The organism is Aliarcobacter vitoriensis, assembly GCF_003316695.1.
GTDB lineage: Bacteria > Campylobacterota > Campylobacteria > Campylobacterales > Arcobacteraceae > Aliarcobacter > Aliarcobacter vitoriensis.
Genome location: NZ_PDKB01000018.1, coordinates 12,857 through 34,991, shown reverse-complemented (window position 1 = coordinate 34,991; position 22,135 = coordinate 12,857). Strand labels below are relative to the sequence as shown.

The window sequence follows — 22,135 nt, the reverse complement described above, 5'->3', positions numbered from 1 at the left end:
CTTATAAAATTATAAAACATATACTAGCAATTATTGTCGGTACTAATGCACCTAAAAATAGATATCTTGGATCTATAGTATTATCTTCAAAATGACTTTTCAAAATAGCTGCACCAGCTGGATTTGGTGCATTTGCAATTACTGTTAATCCACCACCAGATACAGCTCCTGCAACCAAATAATATTTAAATTCATCACTTAGATTTGGAACCAATGAACCTAAATATGTAATAGCAGCATTATCTGTAAAAGCTCCTAAAGTAATAGCCCCTACAAAAGCTTCAATATTACTTAAACTTGATATAATACCTGTTAGCCACCACTCTTGTTGTCCACCTAGAATTACAAGCCCACCTAAGAAAAATGCAACTAAAAGACCTTCTCTTAACATCAATCTATCTTGATATTGTTGATAAGCATAAGTTACACCTAAAAAAAGTAGAAATAAAATCATAAAAAATGCTGGATAATGTCCGAAATATACTACTAATATTAAAAAAGTAAAGTGTACTAAAACTATACCAAAAGGAATCTTTTCTCTATCACTAACTGTTGTTCTTATGTTTATTTTTGATAACTCTTTATAAAATAAGATTATCATAAGATTTGTATTTATAAATACAGCTATCATAGCTTTCCATCCAAAAGTAGTAAACATAAATGAAGTACTCCAATCCCAAGTTTGAGCAACCATTAATATTGGAGGAGCAGCAAAATTAGTCAATGTACCACCAATAGATATATTTATAAATAATGCTCCTAAAGTCATATATTTAAATTTAGTTGAAATACCTTGAGAAAATAGTTTATCACTCAAAATAAGCGCAGCTAAAGTCATAGCAGCAGGTTCAGTTATAAAAGAACCTAAAAGTGGGACAATAGCTAATACAACAAAATAAAATCCTGTTGCACCCTTTGCAGGTAATATATTTGATAATCGTTTAACAAAAGCAATAACAGTATGCAAAATTGGTCGTGTTGCAGCAATAACCATAATTACGAAAACGAACATTGGTTCGATATAATTTCTACTATTTACATAAGAAACTGTAGTTTCTTTTCCTTGTAACAAAAACATAAACATTACTAAAAACATAGCCCAAATACCAAAAACAACTTCTATTTCACCAAGTAAGTGAAAAAGTCCAGAGTGTTTTTGGCTTCTATGTGATAAATGTTCAAAATATTTAACTGAGAATATATGTATAATTGCTAGAATAAAAATAACAAGTGCGATAATTTGCAAGGTAGTAGGTGGCATAAAGTATTCCTTTAGGTTGAATTTTGCCCGATTTTACTAAAAAAAAATTAATATAACCTTAACCATATTAAATATCTTTTACCATTGCAATTTCATTACAGATTGGAAATAGTTTACAGCGAATACAATCAGCCCAAATCTTTTGTTCTGGAATATCTTCTTTTTCTATTTGTATAAAACCACATCTTAAAAAAAATTCTTTTTCATATGTTAATGATAAAACTTGTTTGATTCCATAAAATTTTGCTTCTTCAACACAGGCTTCAACTAGTTTTTTACCAAGTTTTAAACCTCTAAACTTTTCTTTCACTATCAAGCTTCTTACTTCAGCAAGTCTTGGAGAATGAATATGCGTTGCAGTAAACCCAGCCATTTCTCCATCAACTTCAACAATAGTATAAGAACGAATTGTTGTAGCCATCTCATCTTCAGTTCTAAGTAAAATTTTTCCACTTTCAACTTCAGGTTTTACAAGCTCTTGCATTTTTGGTATATCAATAACTGTAGGTTTATAAAATTTAATTTCCAAACAAATGTCCTGTAATTTTATTTTGTAAGTCTATTATACCTCTTTTTTTAAGGTTTGATATAAAAATTCCATTAGGATAATCTCTTTTTAATTTATTTAATTCACTACTATTTAGCTTATCAGTTTTTGTAAAAGCATTTACTATTATTTGATCACCTCTTTTTATATCTTTCAAAAATTCATCAACATTTTTATCTATTTCAAGTTCTGGATGTCTTGAATCTATTAAATGTACAAAGATTTGTAAATTAGGTCTATCTTGTAGATATCCAGTTAAATTTTTATTCCAAGCAGCTTTTAAACTTTTTGCAACTTTTGCATAACCAAATCCTGGTAAATCTACAAATCTAGCAAATAAATATGGCATTTCTTCACTATTTGTTTTAAACTTAATATCAAAATAATTTATTAATTGTGTTTTTCCAGGTGTTGAAGAAGATTTTGCTAAACCTTTTTTATTTGTTAAAGAGTTTAATAAAGAAGATTTTCCAACATTAGAACGACCTAAAAAAGCAACTTCAGCAATATTTGGAGCAGGAGAGTCCACTATACTTTGGGCTGATTGTAAAAATGTAGCATCAATTAAATTCATACTAATTCTTATCTCCTCTTTCTACATTTATAATAAATTTAACAGGTTTATTTTCACTTCCTTTTACTTTTGCTTCACCTGTTAATTGATTTATATATATATTATCTCCATAAACTTTTCTATCATCATTTTTTTCATGAACAAAACCATTACCAATAATAGTATATTCTTCTTTTATTGGGCTATAAACTATTTTATCACCTTTTCCTACATAATGTTTATCATTTGAAATAACTTCAAAATCTGCATTTCCAGTTGCTTCATATTTTGTAGCAATTTTATTTTTTGAATTTTTTTCATTCTCAAAAAATACATCTACTCTATTTGCATTTAATTTATCTTCACCCATTCTTACTTTTACATTTCCTGTAAATGTAGATATTCCTTTATTATCATCTGCTTTAAAATCAAGGGCATCTATTACTAAAGTTTCACTTTGTGCAAACAAAAGTATAGAACAAATAAATAATCCAGCTAAAATTCTCATCTCTTTACCTCTTTATTGTTCATATCTATCTCAAAATGTGTATTTTTTGAATTTATAATATTTTTTTCTATTTCAAAATATAAATTTTCTCCATTATATCTATGAGTATAATACTCTGCTTTAAATGGTTTACTATTTTTTGCAATTTTATTTAAATCATCATAAATTAAATGATCTGTATATATTTTAATAAAATCATCTCTTTTATATTCAACATTCTCTTTTAGAGTATATATCCCGCCTCTTTTTACTATAAAATCTGATTTAATATTTTCTTTATTAAACTCTTTTTTTTCGTTACTATTATTTAAAGTAATATCCCCAAAATACATTTCATCTCTATTTTCATATCTAATTGCTTGTTTTGCAATAATTATTCTATTTAAACCACTTTCATCAAAACTATACATAACTGGTTTTTCAAAAATAAATAAAGGTATATCTTCATTTTTAATATCTTTTTTTGTATCTTGTATAGGAGAAAAATAGAAAAATATTGCTATAAAAAAAATAGAGGTAATAAATATTTTTAAACCCATGCGTTTAAAAACTCCTCTTCTAAATCATCTTTTTTTAGTATATAATCTATCATTTCTCTTGCAGCTCCACTACCACCATTTTTTTCACAAACTATATTTACACTATCTTTTACAAGTTGTATAGCATTTTGTGGAGCAAAAGAGATCCCTACACTTTTAAGCATCCTAACATCATTTAAATCATCTCCAATAGCAGCAACTTGAGATAGTTCTAAACTCTCTTTTCTTAAAATTTCTTCTAGCACTTCAAGTTTATTTTTTACACCTTGATAAAGATGAGAGATATTCAACTCTTTTGCTCTTTTTTCAACAATAACAGAGTTTCTTCCAGTAATAATAGCTGCTTTTTTACCTAAATACTTTGTCCAAAAAACTATTCCAAATCCATCATTTACATTAAAAGTTTTGAACTCTTCTCCACTACTTGAATACATAATATCACCATTTGTAAGAGTTCCATCTACATCAAAAACTAAAAGTTCTATCATAAAACACCTTTTGTACTAGGAATACCTATCTTTTCATTTTTAGCTAATGCTCGTCTTAATGCAACGGCAAAAGCTTTAAATGTAGCTTCAATAATATGATGTTTATTTCTTCCTCTATCTTGTATCAAATGTAAAGTTATCCCAAAATTTCCACTTAATGCATGAAAAAATTCCTCTACAAGTTCAACATCAAAAAGCCCTACTTTTTCATTTACATCTATTTCATAAACTAAAAATGGTCTATTTGATAAATCCAATGCACATGAAACTGCAGCTTCATCCATTACAACTGTTGCATTCCCATATCTTTCAACTGCTTTTATAGGGAAAACTGCCTTTTTTAAAGCTTGTCCCAAAACAATTCCACAGTCTTCAACTGTATGATGATAATCTATATGTAAATCCCCTTTACACTCAAGATTTATATCTATTCCACTGTGTTTACTTAAAGCTTCTAGCATATGATCAAAAAAGCCAACTCCCGTATTTATAGAGAATTGTCCACAACCGTCTAAATTCAATTGACATTTAATATCTGTCTCTTTTGTAACTCTATTTATTTCTACCATTTTAAATCCTAATTTTGTACTACAATTGCACTATTTAAACTATTGTTTTCTTTAAATTTCTGTCCATCCTCATAAGATGAGAAACCTCTAATATAAACTCTATATATTCCACCATTTTCACTATATTCTATTTTTCTTGAAGGGAATTTAATCTTATAGTCATTTACAGTTTTTAAAGCACCTGTTTGTAAACTAAATGCCCCAACTTGAATACTAAACTTTCCTTTACCTACAACTGGTTTTGTAGAATTTTGATTTGGTATTGGTACCCCAACATTTGTATTAACATCTGTTGTTACAATAACATCTTCAACTACATCTATTTGCTCTACTTTTGGTTTTTTCTCAACAGTTGAAACAGATGGCGCATTTTTATCATCTACTAAGCCATTGTACCCTAAAACAGTAACTTTAACCTTGGCTGTTCCTTTTCTTATCATATCAATTTCATGTGCTGCTTTGTTTGATAAATCTATAATCCTTCCCGCAACAAAAGGTCCTCTATCATTTATTCTTACAATAGTAGATCTTCCATTGTCTAAATTATCAACTCGAACAACAGTGTTCATAGGTAAAGTTTTATGGGCAGCTGTCATTGCATACATATTGTAAATCTCACCATTTGAAGTCTTTTTTGAATGAAAATCTGGACCATACCAAGATGCAATACCATCAAAAACATCACCAACATTTGCAACAAATGGATAATATCGAACGCCAAATACATCATAAGGTCGCATAGTAGCCCTATGCATAGCATCTGAATTATTTATATTTGTATTTCCTGTTTGCTTATGAAAAGTCCTATAATCAGCACTTTGTTTTGTTGAACAACCTGTAAATAAAAAAACTGAACATAACAATACTCCTATAAAATATATCATTCTATTTGTAAATTTCAATCTTTTCTCCTATTTTCAACATATTTGTCTTCTTTTTGTTATCACTTTTTATCTTTTTTACACTTACTTTATATTTTTTTGATATTGCTTCTAAAGTATCCCCTTGTTTTACAATATGTATAGTTTTATTAGCTTTAGGCAAATTCTTTTTAGCTACTTCTTGTTTTGCATCTTTCGATACAACAACTTTTTCATCAGTAGCCACCAAACTTTTAATATTTGTTAGTTTTAAATTAAAAAGTTCACTTTTTGTATGAGGAATATATAAATTATAGTTATTTTTATCTGTTGGTATTACTTCTTTTAAAAGATGTTTATTTAAACCTTTTAATTCATTATAATCCATAGATATTGCATCTGAAATAGTTTTTAATCTTAATCCTTTAGAAGCAGTTATCTTTTCGAGCTCATATCTTGAATTTTTATCTAAATTTTTAAATTTATCATTGTTTGCCAAAATAGAAAATGCAACAAGGGTATTAATGTAGTTTATACTTGTTTTAGGAAGATAATCTCTTTTATTGTTATGTTTTAGGAGGTACATATAGTCAAAATGTCCATTCTTTTTACCTAAATCTCTATAAATAGTGAAAAGATTATCTATTCCTTTCTTACTTTTTCTATAATCATTTATATAAATATTATAAAGTTTTATAACTTTATCGTGATACATTGTTGGATTCTTTTCTAAATAATTATCTAAAGATGCTCGTGCTAAACCATGAATAATTCTTCCTTCACCTGCATTATAAGCTAATACAGACAAATACCATTCACCAAATTTTTTGTAATACTTTTGTAAGTAAGAAGTTGCTGCTTGAGTTGATTTTATTAGATCAAGCCTTTCATCTACAAAATCATTTCTTCTCAATTTTAAGTTAGTTGCAGTAAGTGGCATAATTTGCCAAAGACCTGAAGGTCCTTTTTTACTTATTTGATTAACATAACTTGACTCAATTAATGGTACAAAAAATAAAAAGCTAGGCATTTTTTCATACTCTAACTCTTCTCTTACTATTTTTGCATTTAAGATAGATTTTTTTATTATATTATCATAATATCTGATTTTTTTTTGTGAGGATAGGTCTTTGTACTTTAAAAGAAAAGATGATTCCTTTAAAAATTCTTTGGGCACTCCTATTTCATCCAAAACCTTAATATCTTCATTTTGAAATGAATTTGAATAAAGTAAAGTAGTTAAAAACAACACTATAAAGAATATTTTTTTCAAAACTACCTCTCTTTATTTTAAATATTTTAGATTATATCTAAGAAATATTAGAAAATTCTTTAAATAATTTTTTAGCATTTTTTGTTGTAAGATCTTCTATTTCAACCTTACTTAGATCCAAAAGTTCGGCCATTTTGTCTGCTACATAAACTGTATAATAAGGTTCATTTCTTATACCTCTATATGGATGTGGAGTCAAATATGGAGCATCTGTTTCTATTAGTAATTTATCTTGTGGTATTTTTGGTAAAACTTCAACTAGCTTTTTTGCATTTTTAAAAGTCAAGACTCCGCCTATTCCAAAATAAAAATTATGTTCAGATAACATAAGTAGATGTTCACTTGCATTATAACAATGTAAAACACCACCTACTTTTTTTGCATCATTATCTATTAAAATTTGTCTTGAATCATTTGAAGCTTCTCTTATATGAATAATCAAAGGTTTATTGTATTTTATAGCAAATTTTATTTGAGAAATAAAAACTTCCTTTTGTTTTGCTACATTTTTTAATTTTTCTTCTTCATTTTCAGCTAATCTGTAGTAGTCTAGACCACACTCACCAATAGCTATGCACTTAGGATGTGTTACATATTTTTCCATAATCTCTTCATCAAAACCATCTATATCATAAGGGTGAACTCCAACAGCAAAATAAACTTCATCATACCTTTCAGACAACTCAACAGCCCTTGGTAAATCATTCAAATCAGCACCTGGAATTAAAAAAGCTTTTACACCATTTTCTAAAGCTTTTTTGATAACCTCATCAATATCATTATAATATTGAGAGTTATCTAAATGGCAATGTGTATCAATAATAATGAAAAATCCTTATGATAAAAATCTTTTATTTAAAAGATTTATAAGATTATTTATTTGAGATATATCAGCACTTTTAATCCAAGCATCAATTCCGAAATTTTTAAAGGCATCATAGTCACTTTCATCTTCAATAACAGCAATACTTACAAACTTATCTTTACAAACACTATGCTTATTCTCTTCATATTCAAATATTGATTCAATATCTAAAATTGCTATATCAGCTTTATCTTCACTTTTAGAGTGAAAAGACTCCACACTAAAATCTGGATTAAAAATTGTCTCATCAATTTGACAAAAAGTTATTATTTTCATATATCCCCCAATTTTTTAATTAAGATGTATTTTATCAAAATATTATTAAATTACAATATGTACCTAGTAATATCAACATTATCCACAATTTTTTCTAATTTTTGTGAAACTAAATCCTTATCTACAGTCACTTTTGAACCATTTTTTTCATCTGCATCAAAAGATATATCTTCTATAACTTTTTCAATAACAGTATGAAGCCTTCTTGCTCCTATATCTTCAGTTTTTTCATTTGCTAAAACAGAGTATTTAGCAAAAGCTCTTATAGCTTCATCATCAAAATCTAATTCAACTCCTTCAACAGCTAAAAGAGCCTTATATTGTCTTAAAAGTGAATTTTTAGTATTTGTCAATATTTTATATAAAGCCTCTTCATCTAAAGATTCCAACTCAACCCTTAAAGGAAATCTTCCTTGTAACTCTGGGATTAAATCACTTGGCTTTGAAACATGAAAAGCACCAGCAGCAATAAATAATATATGGTCAGTTTTTACTTGTCCAAATTTTGTTTGAACATTACTTCCCTCAACAATAGGGAGTAAATCTCTTTGAACACCTTCTTTTGATGGATCACTTCCATTATTTTTCTTTCCTGTTGCTATTTTATCTATCTCATCAATAAAAATAATTCCACCATTTTCAGCTCTTTTTATAGCTTCTATTTTTATAGCTTCAGTATCAAGTAAACCTTCACTTGCAACATCTCTTAATAAAACTTTTGCATCTTTTATTGTAACTTCTTTTTTAATTTTATCTTTATTTAAACTTCCAAGCATTTTATTAAGACTTTCTTGCATTGAACTCATATCAAATGGAATACTTGAATCTATTATCTCAACATGAGCTTTTTTAGGGACTTCAATCTCTATTTTTTTATCATCTAAATCACCACTTAATAACTTTGTTTCCATTAAATTATAAGTTTTTATAAAAGACTCTTTTGCACTATCACTTGCTGTTTCAGGTAAAGGTGGAACTAATTTTTCAACTATTCTTTTAGTAACTTCTGAATCTATTTTATCTTTTATTTTTTCTTCATACTCCTTTGTAACAAGAGCAATCGACTCATAAACCAAATCTCTAACCATAGATTCAACATCTCGTCCTACAAAACCAACTTCAGTATATTTACTAGCTTCAACTTTTACAAAAGGTAATCCCATCATTTTTGCTAATCTTCTAGCAATTTCTGTCTTACCAACTCCTGTATTTCCTATCATTAGAATATTTTTTGGCATAATCTCTTCTTGAAGTTTTGGCTCAACCCTCATCCTTCTATATCTATTTCTCAAAGCTAATGCAATAGTTTTTTTAGCATCTTTTTGACCAATGATATAATCATCTAAGTAAGCAACAATTTGCTTTGGTGTCATATCCATAATATATCTATTCCTCTAATTTTAATATTTTAATATTTTGATTTGTATATATACAAAGCTCTCCAGCTATCATTAAACTCTCACGAACCAAATCTTCTTCGTCTAAATTTGAGTGTTTAGCTAAAGCTCTAGCAGCAGAAATTGCAAAATTACCACCACTTCCTATACTTGCAATTTCTCCATCTTCAGGTTCTACAACATCACCATTTCCACTTAAAATAAATATTTTTTCTTTATTTAAAACTATCATCATAGCTTCTAATCTTCTTAAAACCTTATCCTTTCTCCACTCTTTTGAAAAAGAGATAACAGATTTTAGCAAATCTCCTTTTGAAGCTTCTAAGTGTGATTCAAACATATCAAAAAGATTAAAAGCATCTGCTGTGCTTCCTGCAAATCCAGCTAAAATTTTTCCTTGATAAAGTGTTCTTATTTTTGTTGCATTTCCTTTTAAAACAGAGTTTCCAAAAGTAACCTGTCCATCACCACCAATTACAGCTTTATTTGCACCTTTATAGGCAAGTATTGTAGTTGCATGAAACATTTTTAACCTGCTATAACATCAATTTTTAAAACGGCACTTATAGAATGTCCCAATTTGCAAGATACTTCAAAAATTCCTATATGTTTTATTTTGTTATCTATACTTATATTTTTTTTATCAATCATAATTGAAAACTGTTTTTCAAGTTCTTCACTGATCTCTTTATTTGTAATACTTCCAATAAGTTGGTCGTTTGCCCCAACTTTGTGTCTAATTGTTAGTTTTGTTGAGTTTAATTTCTCTGCTAACTCTTTTGCTTTTGCAATCTCTTCTTCTTCTTTTAAAGCTAATTTTTTTTGTTCTGATTTATGTCTATTTAAAACTTCAGTAGTTGCATGAAGTGCTAATCCTTTACCAATTAAAAAGTTTTTACCATAACCATCAGCTACTTCTTTTACTTCTCCAGCTTTTCCTAAACTTTTTACATCTTTTAACAATAATACTTTCATAAAAACTCCATTTAATTTGATATTTAATTCTACACTATTTTTAATAAAAATAGTATTTTAGGCTTCTTTAGAAGCCTTAACATGCTCTTTTATAGCTCTTTTTTTAACATAGTTGTTTAATCCTATATGATTGTTATAACCTAGAAGTTTAGCTATTTTTCTAACACTCAAACCAACACCTAAAAGCTCTTCAATTTTTTCTCTTTGAGTATCAAATTTTGATTTTTGTATAGTTCCTTTTGGTTTCCCCAAAGCTATTCCATCTTGTTTTTTAGCATTCAAAGCCTCTTTTGTTCGTAAACTCATAAGCTCTTTTTCTAAATTTACAGTTATTGAGATAATATTTAAAATCATTTGTGTAAGTTTGTCATTGTCATCAAGTAAATCTAAATTTTGTTCAACAACAACTATTCTAATTTTATTTGAAAGTAAAAATTTTACAATTTCTAAAATCCTATCAATTGTTCTACCAAACACATTTAAATTTGAAATAATTATAGTAGAGTTTTTCTCACAATTTTCCAAAAAATGTACAATATTTTTCTCTTGTGAAGGGCGATTTATCTCTATTTCAATATTTTTACTTATAACTAATTTATTTTTATTGACATAGCTATCTATAAAATCTTTTTGTTCTTTTGTATAAGTTTCATTATTTTGATTTTTTCTTATATAGGTAAATATTTTAGACATATTTTTCTCCTAATTTTATAAAATATTACTATTTTAATTTATACAAAATGTTATCTATTTATTCATTAGCAAAAGCTTATACACAGACTATTTAAAAAATTGTAATATAAATAAAACTCAAAGCTTTTTTTTGATAACATCAATGTTTTTATAATTTAATAAACTTAGAGGTTTTTTTGAGATTAACAGTTGCAATTAGTGGTGCTAGTGGAGTCAATCTTGCACTAAAATTTATAAAACAAATTCCTAAAGATATTGAACTTTTTGTTGTGATTTCAAAAAGTGCAAAAAAAGCTTTAAAACTTGAAAATGGAATAAATTCTAAAGATATTTTTAAAGATTGTGAAAATATTACAATTTTTAAAGATAAAAATATTGGTGCATCAATAGCATCTGGCTCATTTAAAATTGATAAGATGATTATTATTCCATGTAGCCAAAATACTTTAGCAAAATGCTCAATAGGAATAGCTGATAGTTTGATAACAAGAGCTTTTAGTGTTATGCTAAAAGAAAAAAGAGAAATTATAGTAGTTCCTAGAGAGCTTCCTTTTAATACTATTTCTTTGGAAAATATGTTAAAGCTATCAAAATTAGGAGTTACTATTGCTCCTCCAATTTTGGGATATTATAGTTCTCAACAAAGTTTAGAAGAGATGGAAAATTTTATAATTGGTAAATGGCTTGATTTACTAAAAGTTGAGAATAATTTATATAAAAGATGGAAATAAATATGAAAAATAAATATGATTATACAGGCTCATATAAAAAAGCTATTTATAGTGGAACTTTTGACCCTATAACTATTGGGCATTTAGATATTATCGAAAGAGCAACAAAAATATTTGATGAAGTTATAATAAGCGTTGCAAAAAGTGAACTAAAAAAGCCAATGTTTAATCATCAAAAAAGAGTAGAATTTGTAAAAGCTGCAACGGAACATTTAAATAATGTGCAAGTTATTGGCTTTGATACACTACTTGTTGATTTTGCACGTGAACTTAAAATAAATACTATAATAAGAGGATTGAGAGCTGTTAGTGATTTTGAATTTGAACTTCAAATGGGATATGCAAACTCATCGATAAATAAAAATTTGGAAACTGTTTATTTGATGCCAACTCTTGAACATGCTTTTGTAAGTTCTACAATAGTTAGGGAAATCATCAGATTTAAAGGGAATTTTGAACATTTAGTTCCAAAAAGGATTATTGAATGTATGTAAGTATAGAAGGAATTGATACAGCTGGAAAATCAACACAATTAGATATTTTAAGAAATAAATTTCCAGATGCAATTTTCACAAAAGAACCTGGTGGAACAGCATTAGGAATAAAATTAAGACAAATGATTTTAAATGGAGAAGCAAATTCAAATATTGCTGAAATGTTCTTATTTTTAGCAGATCGTGCTGAACATACAAAAGAGATTATTATTCCAAATTTAGACAAACTTATCATTTCAGATAGATCATTTATTTCTGGAATTGCTTATGCTCTAGAAGAAAATATAGAAAAATTAATTGAATTAAATAAATTAGCAACTCAAAATAATTTTCCAAATAAAATAATCCTACTTGAATTAAGTAAAGATGAATTGATAAATAGACTTTCAAAAAAAAAGAACGATAGCATAGAACAAAGAGGAATTGATTATTTACTATCAATTCAAAGTAGAATGAAAGAAGTTATAAAAAATATAAATATCAATCATATAATCATTGATGCAAGTGAAAAAATAGAAGTTATTGAAAAACAAATAGAGGATTTTGTAGATGCAAAGTAGCACAAAAAATATTCAAAGTTTAAGAGGTATGAAAGATATTGTAAATGAAGAGAGTGTTTTATTTACATATTTTATAGAAAATGCTTCTAAAATTGCAAAAAAATATGGTTTTTCATATATTGAAACTCCACTTTTAGAAGAAACTGCTTTATTTAAAAGAAGTGTTGGTGAAAGTAGCGATATTGTAAATAAAGAGATGTATCAATTCATCGATAAAGGTGAAAATGATGTTTGTTTAAGACCAGAAGGAACAGCTGGAGTTGTAAGACATTTTGTAGAAAAGAAACTTGACCGTGCAGGTGGAACTTATAAATGGTACTATTATGGACCAATGTTTAGATATGAAAGACCCCAAAAAGGAAGACTTAGAGAATTTCACCAATTTGGTTGTGAAGTTTTTGGAATAGACTCAGTTTATGAAGATGCAAATATCATAATGCTGATAAAAGAGATTTTAGATTTTTTTGGCATAGGATTTACTTTAAAATTAAACTCTTTAGGTTGCAAAGAGTGTATGCCATCATATAAGGAAAATTTAGTAAAACATATATCAACTTTTGTAAATGAACTTTGTGAAGATTGTAATAGAAGAATTTTAACAAATCCAATTAGAGTTTTGGATTGTAAAAATGAAAAATGCCAAAGTTTATTGATAAATGCACCAAAAATAACAAATAATTTGTGTAATTCTTGCAATAGTGATTTTGAAAAATTAAAAGAGATTTTAGATTTTAACAATATCTCTTATGAAATTGATTCAAATTTAGTAAGAGGACTTGACTACTATAACAAAACTGCTTTCGAGTTTGTAAGCAATGAAATAGGATCACAAAGTGCAATAGCTGGTGGAGGAAGATATGATAGGTTGGTTGAGTTTCTAGGTGGTAAAAGTACAGCTGGAATTGGTTTTGCAATAGGAATAGAAAGATTGCTTGAATTAGTAAAAATAAAAGAGTTTAAAGAAGATTTTGTATATATTGGTGCTTTAGATGAAAATTGTTTAAATGAAGCTTTCAAAATAGCAATAAATAAAAGAAAAAATACAAAAACTCATATAGAGTACAATCCTAGAAGTTTTGGAAAACACTTTGGAATTGCACAGAAACTAAATTGTAATATTGTTGCACTTATTGGAGAAAATGAGTTAAAAAATAGTACAATTTTTATTAAAAATTTAGATACAAAAGAAGAAAAAAACATTGCATTAGAGGAGTTTTTAGTTGAAGAATAAATATGGTATAGACATTTGGTCTGATAATAATTTTTTTATTGAAGATGGAGTTGTAAAAGTTGATTATGATAGTAATCCATCTTTAATATCAATCGTAAAAAATGTAAGAAAACAAGGATTTAAAGGTCCTTTACTTCTAAGATTTCCACATATAACAAAAAAACAGATAAAAACTCTGTTTAGTAATTTTAATGCAAGTATGAAAGAATATGATTATAAAGGAACTTTTAATGCAGTTTTTCCTTTAAAAGTAAATCAATTACCAAATTTTATTCATCCATTAATAAGTGCTGGTAAAAAATACAATTATGGACTTGAAGCAGGAAGTAAAGCAGAATTAATCATTGCTATGACTTATAACAATATGGGAAGTCCAATAACTATCAATGGTTTCAAAGACAAAGAGATGATACACCTTTGTTTTATAGCAAAAAGTATGGGACATGATATTACAGTTATAATTGAAGGTTTAAATGAACTTGAGATGATTGTGGAAGTTTTAAAAGAAACAAAACTTGAAGCTCCAAATGTTGGTTTAAGAGTAAGACTTCACAGTGGAGGAAGTGGTGTTTGGGCAAAAAGTGGTGGAATTGACTCTAAATTTGGTTTAACTTCAACAGAAATTTTAGAAGCTTTTGAACTTATGCAAGATAATAACCTTGAAGATTTACTAACAATGATTCACTTTCATATAGGTTCAGCTATGAACTCTATAAAACCTCTTAAAAAAGCTCTAAGAGAATCTGGACATATTTATGCAGAACTTAAAAATTTAGGTGCAAAAAATCTATCTTCAATCAATATTGGTGGTGGATTAAGTGTAGAATATAGTTCTTATGAAAGAACTAGATTTTATTCACTAAGAGAGTTTGCAAGTGATGTTGTATTTACACTAAAAGAGATTGCAAGACAAAAAGGCGTTGAAGAGCCAAATATTTTTACCGAATCAGGAAGATTTATAAGTGCTGCTTCAACTGTACTTATAACTCCTGTTTTAGAACTCTTTTCAGCAGAATATGAGTTAAATCATCTAAAATTAAAAGAGAAAAATCCTCCTTTAATTGCAGAATTAAATGAATTATATAAAGATATGACTAAAAAAACAGCTTATGAGTTTATGCACGATAGTATCGACCACTTAGAATCATTGCTAACATTATTTGATTTAGGATATATTGATTTACAAGATAGATCAAATGCTGAAATATTAACTCATCAAATCATAAAAAAAGCTATTTCATTACTTCAAATTGATGATTATGAAGAGTTAAAAAGATTTGATAAAAATATTCAAGAAAAGTATCTTCTAAATTTCTCTTTATTTCAATCATTACCTGATTATTGGGGAATAAATCAAGAGTTTCCAATTATGCCAATAACACATCTTGATGAAAAACCAACAAGAAGTGCATCTTTATGGGATATTACTTGTGATAGTGATGGAGAGATACCATTTGATATGAAAAAACCTCTATATTTACATGATGTAAATTTAAATAAAGAAGATTACTTTTTAGGATTTTTTAATGTTGGAGCATATCAAGATACTTTAGGAATGAAACACAACTTATTTTCACATCCAACAGAAGTAAATGTTGTATTTAAAGATGGAGAAGTTCAACTTGAAAAGATTTTAGAATCTCAAAAAATTATCGATATTTTAGAAGATATTGATTATGACACAGAAGAGATACAAACAATTTTAAGAAGAAGTTTACCTCTTGAAACTTATGAAGTATTACAAAAATATCTAAATGACAATAGTTACTTAAAAACTATTTGGAGTTATTATGATGATGAATGAAGAAGAGATAAAAAATGGTGAAAAATTATCTTTATGGCAACAAATAAAAGAAGATTTTTCTGTTCCAAAGCTAAATGACCCAGTTTTAGAATCAAATTTTGAAATATTTTTTAATTATCCTGGTGTTTGGGCTATCATAAATCATAGAATTGCAAATAGACTATATTACAAAGGTTTTAAAAAATTAGCAAGAGTTCTTACTGGTATTTGTTCTATTTGTACAAAAACAGATATACATCCAGCTGCAACGATAGGAAGAAGAGTTTTTATTGATCATGCTATTGGAGTTGTTATTGGATCAACTGCTATTGTTGAAGATGATGTTTTGATATATCAAGGAGTAACTTTAGGTGGAGTTAGCCTAAATAAAGGTAAACGTCACCCAACAGTTAAATCAAATGTAGTTTTAGGTAGTGGAGCAAAAGTTTTAGGAAATATTACTATTGGGGCAAACTCAAAAATAGGAGCGAACTCTGTTGTGGTTGTAGATGTACCTGAAAATTCAACAGCTGTTGGAGTTCCTGCAAGAATTATCAAAAAAGACAACTCTAAAGATAAACTAGCTCACAATGAATTACCAGATATAAATAAAGAGATGTTTAAATATCTAATTGAAAGAATTTCTATTTTAGAAAGTAATGTAAAAAATGAAAATTGCAATATAAATGAAAAAAATGAAGTTTTAGAAAAAGAATACCAATCTTTTATTGAAACATTAAAAACAAATAAAAAAGGTTAATAATGGAATTTGAACTAGTAGCATTTGGATTAATTACTGGTTTTACATCAGGTTTTTTTGGAATTGGTGGAGGAAGTATATTGATTCCTATGTTATTACTTGCTAATTATGGTATGAAAGAAGCTGTTGCAATATCTATTATGCAAATGGTTTTTTCATCTATTTATGGCTCTTTTTTAAACTCAAAAAAAATAAAAGGTTTAGTAAGAGATGGTGTTATATTAGGTATTGGGGCTAGTTTAGGTGGAGCTACAAGTGGTTACTTTTTACCAAAAGTTCCAGATATTTATCTTCAATATCTTTTCATAACAGCACTTTTATATACAATATATACTCTATTTAAAGCTCCTGCATCTTCAAATATACAAAAAGAAGATAAAAGTGTATATGTACTTTTAGCTATTGGTTATTTTGTTGGTATTTTAGCTATGAGTATAGGAATTGGTGGTTCACTAGTATTACTTCCTATTTTAGTTGGATTTTTAAAATATGATTTAAAAATTGCAACTGCTTTAGGGTTATTTTTTGTGATTTTTTCTTCTATTGGTGGTTTTATATCTACTTCAATATATGGGAATATGCTATATTATGAAGGTGCAATAATAGGTATTGGTTCACTAATTGGTGTATATTTTGGTATAAAAATAAAAGAAAAAACACAAGCAACTTCATACAAAACTTTTGTTTTACTTTTAAATCTTCTTGTTTTGGTAGTAACTATATATAAAACTGTATTTTAATATTATAAGATACAAAGAAAAAATAATAAAAAGCAAATTTATGAAAATAACTGAAGTTAATTTAATAGAAAATATTACAAATCCAGTTGGATTAAATCCAATTTCAATGAAAAAAATTGGGAATATGGTTTTACTCGCTGGTAAAAATGGTTCTGGAAAAACTCGATTACTTAATATTATACGAAGTCAAGCAGAAAATATTCAAAATGAAATAAATCAAAGAAATAATGCAAAAAGGAATATTGATTTATATCGAAAAAACATTGAAAATCAAGTTGGACAAAAACAACAACTTGAATTAAATATCCAACAATATGAGAATAGTATTAATACTTTAAAACAACAAATTGAAAATCAAGTTGGACAAAGACAGCAACTTAAATTAAATATCCAACAATATGAGAATAGTATTAATAGTTCTAAACAACAAATTGAAAATCAACCTAAAGAAAAAGAAAAATGGGAAAAAGAAATTGCAAAATTAGATGAACTATTAAAAACTCCTATTCCTATCATTCTTGAAAATGACCAACTAAATGTTGCTGTTGTTGATTTTGTTCCAAATAGAATTCAATTAGAAGACTGGGCTAATAAAAGCAAACAATCTTGGATGCAAATAGCAAATCAAGCAACAAATATTGGAGTTTTACATTTAGATCAATCAACAATACCTTTAATTCAAAAAGTCATGGAAACTTGGTTTAACACTACTCACCCAATGACAGAAATTTCTCAAGAAGAAAAAGATTTTGCTGTTGCAGAGTATGAAAGACTTCAAAGTATAATCAAATCATTTATAGGTGCAGAAATCGGATGGAATAAAGAAGGTTATTCTACTTTGTTTGGTAAACCTATCGCTCAAGCGCAACTTTCTGCTGGTCAAAGAGTATTACTACAACTTTGTGTTGCAATTTTTGCACAAGGTGGAAATTTATCAAATTATATTATTTTTATGGATGAACCAGAAAATCATCTACATCCATCTGCTGTAATTGATTTATTAGATACTATAAAAAAACATAATCCAAATGGTCAAATATGGATAGCAACTCATTCTATTCCTTTACTTTCACATTTTGATGCTTCTTCTCTTTGGTTTGTAGAAGATGGTATTGTAAAACATTCAGGGAAAAAACCTGAACTTGTATTAAAAAGTCTTCTTGGAGATGAAGATAGAATCCAAAAATTAAGAGATTTTACAAGTTTACCAAGTGAATTAGCAAGAAATCGTTTTACTTTTGAATGTTTATGCCCGCCAATGGTTCTAGAAACAGATTCAAGAGACCCTCAATCAAAACAATTAAATGAACAATTAAAAATTATCTGGAATAACAAAAATTCAATTAATCTTTTAGATTTTGGTGCGGGTAAAGGTCGTATGATTGCTAATTTATCTGATTATCCAACTGTATCAAAAGAAACTCTTAATTATCATGCTTTTGAACCATTTGATACAAATAAAGATGATTGCCTAAAAAATATTGCTCTTTGCTATGATGATGCAGAAAATAGATATCATACTTCAATAGAAACTCTTCGTACAAAAGTAGATGATAATTACTTTGATGTAGTAGTTTTAAGTAATGTTCTCCATGAAATACCACATTCACAATGGCATTCAATTTTTTCTAATATAAAACAATTACTTAAAAGTGATGGTTATTTATTATTGATTGAAGATTGTTTAATTCCAATAGGTGAACTACCTCATAGTAATGGTTTTATTGTTTTTAACACATTACACTTGATGAAATTATTGAAAATTCGGGCAGATGACACTAATTTTATAAAACATGATGCACGATTTGATTCAATTGAACAAAGAGGAAGATTAATGGCACATTTAATTCCTCAATCATATTTAACAAATATTTCAATAGATACAATAAAAGAGGCTTTGAAAGAATTAAAACAATCTGCTAGAACTGAAATTCAAAGAATCAGAACAGAAACTCCAAGTTATTCAAATGGTTTAGCACATGGATTTTGGATTCAACAATTAGCAAATGCTGAATTATGTCTTACAGAATTGGGAGAGAATTAAAAGTAATTATTTTATAAAAATATATGAAATTATAATTTTATAATTTGCAACTTCAAAACTATTAAACAAAACTATCCTATAATAATGGCTTTAAAATTTTAAAGGCAATATATGAGTGATACAATAAAAATTTTTAATGCAAAAGAGAATAATCTAAAAAATATTAACTTAGAAATCCCAAAAAATAAGCTTATAGTATTTACAGGACTTAGTGGAAGTGGGAAATCAACTTTAGCTTTTGATACACTTTATGCAGAAGGACAAAGAAGATATATAGAGTCTTTATCTTCTTATGCTAGACAGTTTTTAGACAAAGTTGGAAAGCCTGATGTTGAAAGAATAGAAGGTTTAACTCCAGCAATTGCAATTGACCAAAAAACAACATCAAAAAATCCTCGTTCAACTGTTGGAACAATTACTGAAATCTATGATTATTTTAGACTTTTATATGCAAGAGTTGGAAAACAACACTGTCATCAATGTGGAAAGCCAATTTCACAAATGAGCGTTAGTGATATTATAGAGCAAGTTTTATCTTTACCAGACGAATCAAAACTTATCATTTTAGCACCACTTATAAATAGAAAAAAAGGAAGCTTTGCAGATTTACTAGAAAGCCTTAGAAATAAAGGTTATGTTAGAGCTATGATAGATGGGGTTATGGTAAGACTTGATGAAGATATTGAGTTATCAAAAACACAAATGCACACTATAAAAGTGGTTATAGATAGAGTTACAGTAAAAGAAGAAAACCGTGATAGAATAGCTCAAGATGTTGAAAAAGGGCTAAAAGAGAGTTTTGGAGAACTAGAAATTGAAATAGCAAATTTTGAAGATCTAGGTACTCAAAAAAGTATTCATTACTCTGAACATATGGCTTGTTTTGACTGTAAAATATCATTTGAACCACTTGAACCATTGTCATTTTCTTTTAACTCACCAAAAGGGGCATGTAGTTCTTGTGATGGATTGGGTATTCGATACACTCTTGATATGAAAAAGATTATAAATGAAGATTTACCTATTGAAGATGGAGCTATAAAAATAATTTATGGTTTTAACAAAGGATTTTACTTTAAAATGCTTATAGCATTTTGTGAAAGTCAAGAAATAAATATAAAAATACCTTTTGGAGAGCTCGAAGAACATCAAAAAAAAGCAATTTTACATGGAAGTGCTGAAGAGTTCTCATTTTTTTGGAAAAGACACAAACTTTCTAGAAAGTGGGAAGGTATCATAAAATTAGCCTATGATATGATAAAAGATGAAAAAGAGATGGCTGAATATATGACAGAGAAAAAATGCGACTCTTGTTCTGGAAACAGATTAAAACCATCTTCTCAAAGTGTTTTTGTAGCACAAAAAAATATTCCAGATTTATTAAATATTCCTATTGAAGATACACATAAATTCTTTCAAGATGAAAAAAACTTTGATTACTTATCTGAACAAAATAAAATGATTGCTGCTCCCATTTTAAAAGAGATAAAAGAGAGAATATTTTTTCTTTTTGATGTTGGTTTAGGATATATAACATTAGGAAGAGATGCAAGAACAATAAGTGGGGGAGAGGCACAAAGAATAAGAGTTGCTTCACAAATTGGTAGTGGACTAACAGGAGTTATGTATGTACTTGATGAACCATCTATTGGTCTTCACGAAAGAGATACCAATAAACTAATAAACACTTTAAGAGCATTACAACAAAAAGGAAATACAGTTATTGTTGTAGAACACGATAAGGAGACTATACAATCAGCTGACTTTATAGTTGATATTGGTCCAAATGCTGGAAAATTTGGTGGAGAAGTTGTATTTGCTGGAACACTAAAAGAGATGAAAAAAGCAAAAACATTGACAGCACAATATGTAACTGAAGCAAAAAAAATTGAGTATGCTCACAATCGCCCACAAAAAGAGTTTATAGAGATAAAAAATGTAAATATAAATAACATAAAAAATCTTGATGTGAAAATTCCACTTAAAAATCTAGTTTCAATAACAGGAGTTAGTGGAAGTGGAAAATCATCACTTATATTACAAACATTACTTCCTGTTGCCCAAGAGCTTTTAAATCGTGCAAGAAAAGTAAAAAAAGTTGATGGAGTAGAAATAGAAGGCTTAGAAAAGCTAGATAAAGTTATTTATCTTGACCAAAGCCCAATAGGAAGAACTCCAAGAAGTAATCCTGCAACTTATACTGGACTGATGGACGAAATAAGAGATTTATTTGCTAAAACTAAAGAAGCAAATCTAAGAGGATATAAAATAGGTCGTTTTTCATTTAATGTAAAAGGTGGAAGATGTGAAAAATGCCAAGGAGAAGGTGAAATCAAAATAGAAATGCACTTCTTACCAGATATTATGGTTAAATGTGATGCTTGTCATGGACAAAGATACAATGCTCAAACTTTAGAGATAATGTACAAAGGTAAAAATATATCTGATGTTCTAAATATGAGTGTAGATGAAGCTTTAGAATTTTTCACTAAAGTTCCTAAACTTAAAGCAAAACTTCAAACTTTAAGTGATGTAGGACTGGGATATATAACTTTAGGACAAAATGCCATTACACTATCTGGTGGAGAAGCACAAAGAATAAAATTAAGTAAAGAGTTAAGTAAAAAAGATACAGGAAATACTCTTTATGTATTAGATGAGCCTACAACAGGACTTCATTTTGCTGACGTTGATAGATTAACACGAGTTCTTCATCATTTAGTTGATTTAGGAAATTCTGTTCTTGTAATTGAACATAATCTTGATGTTATAAAAAACTCTGATTGGGTTATTGATATAGGTCCTGAAGGAGGAAGTAAAGGCGGTAAAGTTGTAGATGAAGGAACACCTGAATTTATGGCAACAAATCATAAAAATAGTGGTTCATATACTGGATATTATTTAGATAAAGAGATAAACAAAAACTAGAAGAGTTTATTTTAACTCTTCTGGTTTATTAAAATAGCATCATTAAAAATTTAGTATTTA

General features: G+C 27.7%; 24 protein-coding genes. 9 read left to right on the top strand and 15 right to left on the bottom strand.

All coding sequences use genetic code 11. From position 1 onward, the window contains the following. Window position 1: 1 nt before the first annotated feature. From CRU91_RS10025 to CRU91_RS09955, 15 genes are all read right to left on the bottom strand, one after another. A complete protein-coding gene (locus tag CRU91_RS10025) occupies window positions 2-1,261 on the bottom strand; it encodes a putative Na+/H+ antiporter (RefSeq protein WP_113895085.1) in 1,260 nt (419 codons plus the stop codon). A 67-nt stretch (window positions 1,262-1,328) separates the two neighbouring features. Continuing rightward, the gene (locus tag CRU91_RS10020; protein WP_113895084.1) at window positions 1,329-1,790 is read right to left on the bottom strand and encodes an N-acetyltransferase; all 462 of its coding nucleotides are present in this window, start codon (window positions 1,788-1,790) and stop codon (window positions 1,329-1,331) included. Further along, the gene (gene yihA, locus CRU91_RS10015; RefSeq protein WP_113895083.1) at window positions 1,780-2,382 is read right to left on the bottom strand and encodes a ribosome biogenesis GTP-binding protein YihA/YsxC; all 603 of its coding nucleotides are present in this window, start codon (window positions 2,380-2,382) and stop codon (window positions 1,780-1,782) included. The genes CRU91_RS10020 and yihA overlap by 11 nt, the downstream gene beginning before the upstream one ends. Before the next feature lies 1 nt (window position 2,383). After that, complete coding sequence (gene lptA / locus CRU91_RS10010; RefSeq protein WP_113895082.1) at window positions 2,384-2,869, bottom strand: lipopolysaccharide transport periplasmic protein LptA; 486 nt, start codon at window positions 2,867-2,869, stop codon at window positions 2,384-2,386. Then, entirely contained in the window at window positions 2,866-3,408 is a 543-nt protein-coding gene (gene lptC / locus CRU91_RS10005; protein ID WP_113895081.1) for an LPS export ABC transporter periplasmic protein LptC, read from the bottom strand. Before lptC ends, lptA begins: the two co-directional genes overlap by 4 nt. Continuing rightward, the gene (locus CRU91_RS10000) at window positions 3,399-3,896 is read right to left on the bottom strand and encodes a KdsC family phosphatase (RefSeq protein WP_113895080.1); all 498 of its coding nucleotides are present in this window, start codon (window positions 3,894-3,896) and stop codon (window positions 3,399-3,401) included. The genes lptC and CRU91_RS10000 overlap by 10 nt, the downstream gene beginning before the upstream one ends. Then, window positions 3,893-4,465: an imidazoleglycerol-phosphate dehydratase HisB gene (gene hisB, locus CRU91_RS09995; RefSeq protein WP_113895079.1), complete on the bottom strand. Its 573-nt coding sequence runs from the start codon at window positions 4,463-4,465 to the stop codon at window positions 3,893-3,895. Before hisB ends, CRU91_RS10000 begins: the two co-directional genes overlap by 4 nt. A gap of 8 nt (window positions 4,466-4,473) precedes the next feature. Further along, a complete protein-coding gene (locus CRU91_RS09990; protein WP_306458745.1) occupies window positions 4,474-5,367 on the bottom strand; it encodes a septal ring lytic transglycosylase RlpA family protein in 894 nt (297 codons plus the stop codon). Continuing rightward, a complete protein-coding gene (locus CRU91_RS09985; RefSeq protein ID WP_113895078.1) occupies window positions 5,351-6,598 on the bottom strand; it encodes a lytic transglycosylase domain-containing protein in 1,248 nt (415 codons plus the stop codon). Before CRU91_RS09985 ends, CRU91_RS09990 begins: the two co-directional genes overlap by 17 nt. Before the next feature lie 37 nt (window positions 6,599-6,635). Further along, window positions 6,636-7,424 (bottom strand): TatD family hydrolase, encoded by a 789-nt coding sequence (locus tag CRU91_RS09980; RefSeq protein WP_113895077.1) that lies wholly within the window; start codon window positions 7,422-7,424, stop codon window positions 6,636-6,638. Window positions 7,425-7,433: 9 nt separating this feature from the next. Further along, window positions 7,434-7,739, bottom strand: coding sequence for a hypothetical protein (locus CRU91_RS09975; protein ID WP_113895076.1), 306 nt, complete (start codon window positions 7,737-7,739; stop codon window positions 7,434-7,436). A 50-nt stretch (window positions 7,740-7,789) separates the two neighbouring features. Next, window positions 7,790-9,118 carry an ATP-dependent protease ATPase subunit HslU gene (gene hslU / locus CRU91_RS09970; RefSeq protein ID WP_113895075.1) on the bottom strand — a complete coding sequence of 443 codons (1,329 nt, stop codon included), beginning with the start codon at window positions 9,116-9,118 and terminating at the stop codon, window positions 7,790-7,792. Window positions 9,119-9,125: 7 nt separating this feature from the next. After that, the gene (gene hslV / locus CRU91_RS09965) at window positions 9,126-9,662 is read right to left on the bottom strand and encodes an ATP-dependent protease subunit HslV (RefSeq protein WP_113895074.1); all 537 of its coding nucleotides are present in this window, start codon (window positions 9,660-9,662) and stop codon (window positions 9,126-9,128) included. Between the two features lie 2 nt (window positions 9,663-9,664). Beyond that, window positions 9,665-10,111 (bottom strand): 50S ribosomal protein L9, encoded by a 447-nt coding sequence (gene rplI, locus CRU91_RS09960; RefSeq protein WP_113895073.1) that lies wholly within the window; start codon window positions 10,109-10,111, stop codon window positions 9,665-9,667. A 57-nt stretch (window positions 10,112-10,168) separates the two neighbouring features. Beyond that, complete coding sequence (locus tag CRU91_RS09955; protein ID WP_113895072.1) at window positions 10,169-10,804, bottom strand: recombinase family protein; 636 nt, start codon at window positions 10,802-10,804, stop codon at window positions 10,169-10,171. Between the two features lie 176 nt (window positions 10,805-10,980). Between CRU91_RS09955 and CRU91_RS09950 the strand changes: the two genes are divergently transcribed. The 9 genes from CRU91_RS09950 to uvrA all read left to right on the top strand — a co-directional run bounded on the left by CRU91_RS09950 (window position 10,981) and on the right by uvrA (window position 22,075). Next, window positions 10,981-11,535, top strand: coding sequence for a UbiX family flavin prenyltransferase (locus tag CRU91_RS09950; RefSeq protein ID WP_113895071.1), 555 nt, complete (start codon window positions 10,981-10,983; stop codon window positions 11,533-11,535). A gap of 2 nt (window positions 11,536-11,537) precedes the next feature. After that, window positions 11,538-12,029, top strand: a complete 492-nt coding sequence (gene coaD / locus CRU91_RS09945) for a pantetheine-phosphate adenylyltransferase (protein ID WP_113895070.1) — start codon at window positions 11,538-11,540, stop codon at window positions 12,027-12,029. Further along, a complete protein-coding gene (gene tmk, locus CRU91_RS09940) occupies window positions 12,020-12,589 on the top strand; it encodes a dTMP kinase (protein WP_113895069.1) in 570 nt (189 codons plus the stop codon). Before coaD ends, tmk begins: the two co-directional genes overlap by 10 nt. After that, a complete protein-coding gene (hisS, locus tag CRU91_RS09935) occupies window positions 12,579-13,820 on the top strand; it encodes a histidine--tRNA ligase (RefSeq protein ID WP_113895068.1) in 1,242 nt (413 codons plus the stop codon). The genes tmk and hisS overlap by 11 nt, the downstream gene beginning before the upstream one ends. Next, on the top strand, window positions 13,810-15,624 hold the full coding sequence (speA, locus tag CRU91_RS09930; RefSeq protein WP_113895067.1) for a biosynthetic arginine decarboxylase: 1,815 nt from the start codon (window positions 13,810-13,812) through the stop codon (window positions 15,622-15,624). Before hisS ends, speA begins: the two co-directional genes overlap by 11 nt. Beyond that, window positions 15,614-16,363: a serine O-acetyltransferase gene (gene cysE / locus CRU91_RS09925; RefSeq protein WP_222718453.1), complete on the top strand. Its 750-nt coding sequence runs from the start codon at window positions 15,614-15,616 to the stop codon at window positions 16,361-16,363. Before speA ends, cysE begins: the two co-directional genes overlap by 11 nt. 2 nt (window positions 16,364-16,365) lie before the next feature. Beyond that, the gene (locus CRU91_RS09920; RefSeq protein WP_113895066.1) at window positions 16,366-17,103 is read left to right on the top strand and encodes a sulfite exporter TauE/SafE family protein; all 738 of its coding nucleotides are present in this window, start codon (window positions 16,366-16,368) and stop codon (window positions 17,101-17,103) included. A 40-nt stretch (window positions 17,104-17,143) separates the two neighbouring features. Continuing rightward, on the top strand, window positions 17,144-19,147 hold the full coding sequence (locus CRU91_RS09915; protein ID WP_113895065.1) for an AAA family ATPase: 2,004 nt from the start codon (window positions 17,144-17,146) through the stop codon (window positions 19,145-19,147). 111 nt (window positions 19,148-19,258) lie between these two features. Next, on the top strand, window positions 19,259-22,075 hold the full coding sequence (uvrA, locus tag CRU91_RS09910; RefSeq protein WP_113895064.1) for an excinuclease ABC subunit UvrA: 2,817 nt from the start codon (window positions 19,259-19,261) through the stop codon (window positions 22,073-22,075). Window positions 22,076-22,135 lie beyond the last annotated feature (60 nt).

What these genes read in the sequence shown, in the direction of transcription:
- CRU91_RS10025 (WP_113895085.1), bottom strand. Translation starts at nt 1,261, where the DNA reads ATGCCACCTACTACCTTGCAAATTATCGCACTTGTTATTTTTATTCTA.
- yihA (WP_113895083.1), bottom strand. Translation starts at nt 2,382, where the DNA reads ATGAATTTAATTGATGCTACATTTTTACAATCAGCCCAAAGTATAGTG.
- lptA (WP_113895082.1), bottom strand. Translation starts at nt 2,869, where the DNA reads ATGAGAATTTTAGCTGGATTATTTATTTGTTCTATACTTTTGTTTGCA.
- lptC (WP_113895081.1), bottom strand. Translation starts at nt 3,408, where the DNA reads ATGGGTTTAAAAATATTTATTACCTCTATTTTTTTTATAGCAATATTT.
- CRU91_RS10000 (WP_113895080.1), bottom strand. Translation starts at nt 3,896, where the DNA reads ATGATAGAACTTTTAGTTTTTGATGTAGATGGAACTCTTACAAATGGT.
- hisB (WP_113895079.1), bottom strand. Translation starts at nt 4,465, where the DNA reads ATGGTAGAAATAAATAGAGTTACAAAAGAGACAGATATTAAATGTCAA.
- CRU91_RS09975 (WP_113895076.1), bottom strand. Translation starts at nt 7,739, where the DNA reads ATGAAAATAATAACTTTTTGTCAAATTGATGAGACAATTTTTAATCCA.
- hslU (WP_113895075.1), bottom strand. Translation starts at nt 9,118, where the DNA reads ATGGATATGACACCAAAGCAAATTGTTGCTTACTTAGATGATTATATC.
- hslV (WP_113895074.1), bottom strand. Translation starts at nt 9,662, where the DNA reads ATGTTTCATGCAACTACAATACTTGCCTATAAAGGTGCAAATAAAGCT.
- rplI (WP_113895073.1), bottom strand. Translation starts at nt 10,111, where the DNA reads ATGAAAGTATTATTGTTAAAAGATGTAAAAAGTTTAGGAAAAGCTGGA.
- CRU91_RS09955 (WP_113895072.1), bottom strand. Translation starts at nt 10,804, where the DNA reads ATGTCTAAAATATTTACCTATATAAGAAAAAATCAAAATAATGAAACT.
- coaD (WP_113895070.1), top strand. Translation starts at nt 11,538, where the DNA reads ATGAAAAATAAATATGATTATACAGGCTCATATAAAAAAGCTATTTAT.
- tmk (WP_113895069.1), top strand. Translation starts at nt 12,020, where the DNA reads ATGTATGTAAGTATAGAAGGAATTGATACAGCTGGAAAATCAACACAA.
- hisS (WP_113895068.1), top strand. Translation starts at nt 12,579, where the DNA reads ATGCAAAGTAGCACAAAAAATATTCAAAGTTTAAGAGGTATGAAAGAT.
- cysE (WP_222718453.1), top strand. Translation starts at nt 15,614, where the DNA reads ATGATGAATGAAGAAGAGATAAAAAATGGTGAAAAATTATCTTTATGG.
- CRU91_RS09920 (WP_113895066.1), top strand. Translation starts at nt 16,366, where the DNA reads ATGGAATTTGAACTAGTAGCATTTGGATTAATTACTGGTTTTACATCA.
- CRU91_RS09915 (WP_113895065.1), top strand. Translation starts at nt 17,144, where the DNA reads ATGAAAATAACTGAAGTTAATTTAATAGAAAATATTACAAATCCAGTT.
- uvrA (WP_113895064.1), top strand. Translation starts at nt 19,259, where the DNA reads ATGAGTGATACAATAAAAATTTTTAATGCAAAAGAGAATAATCTAAAA.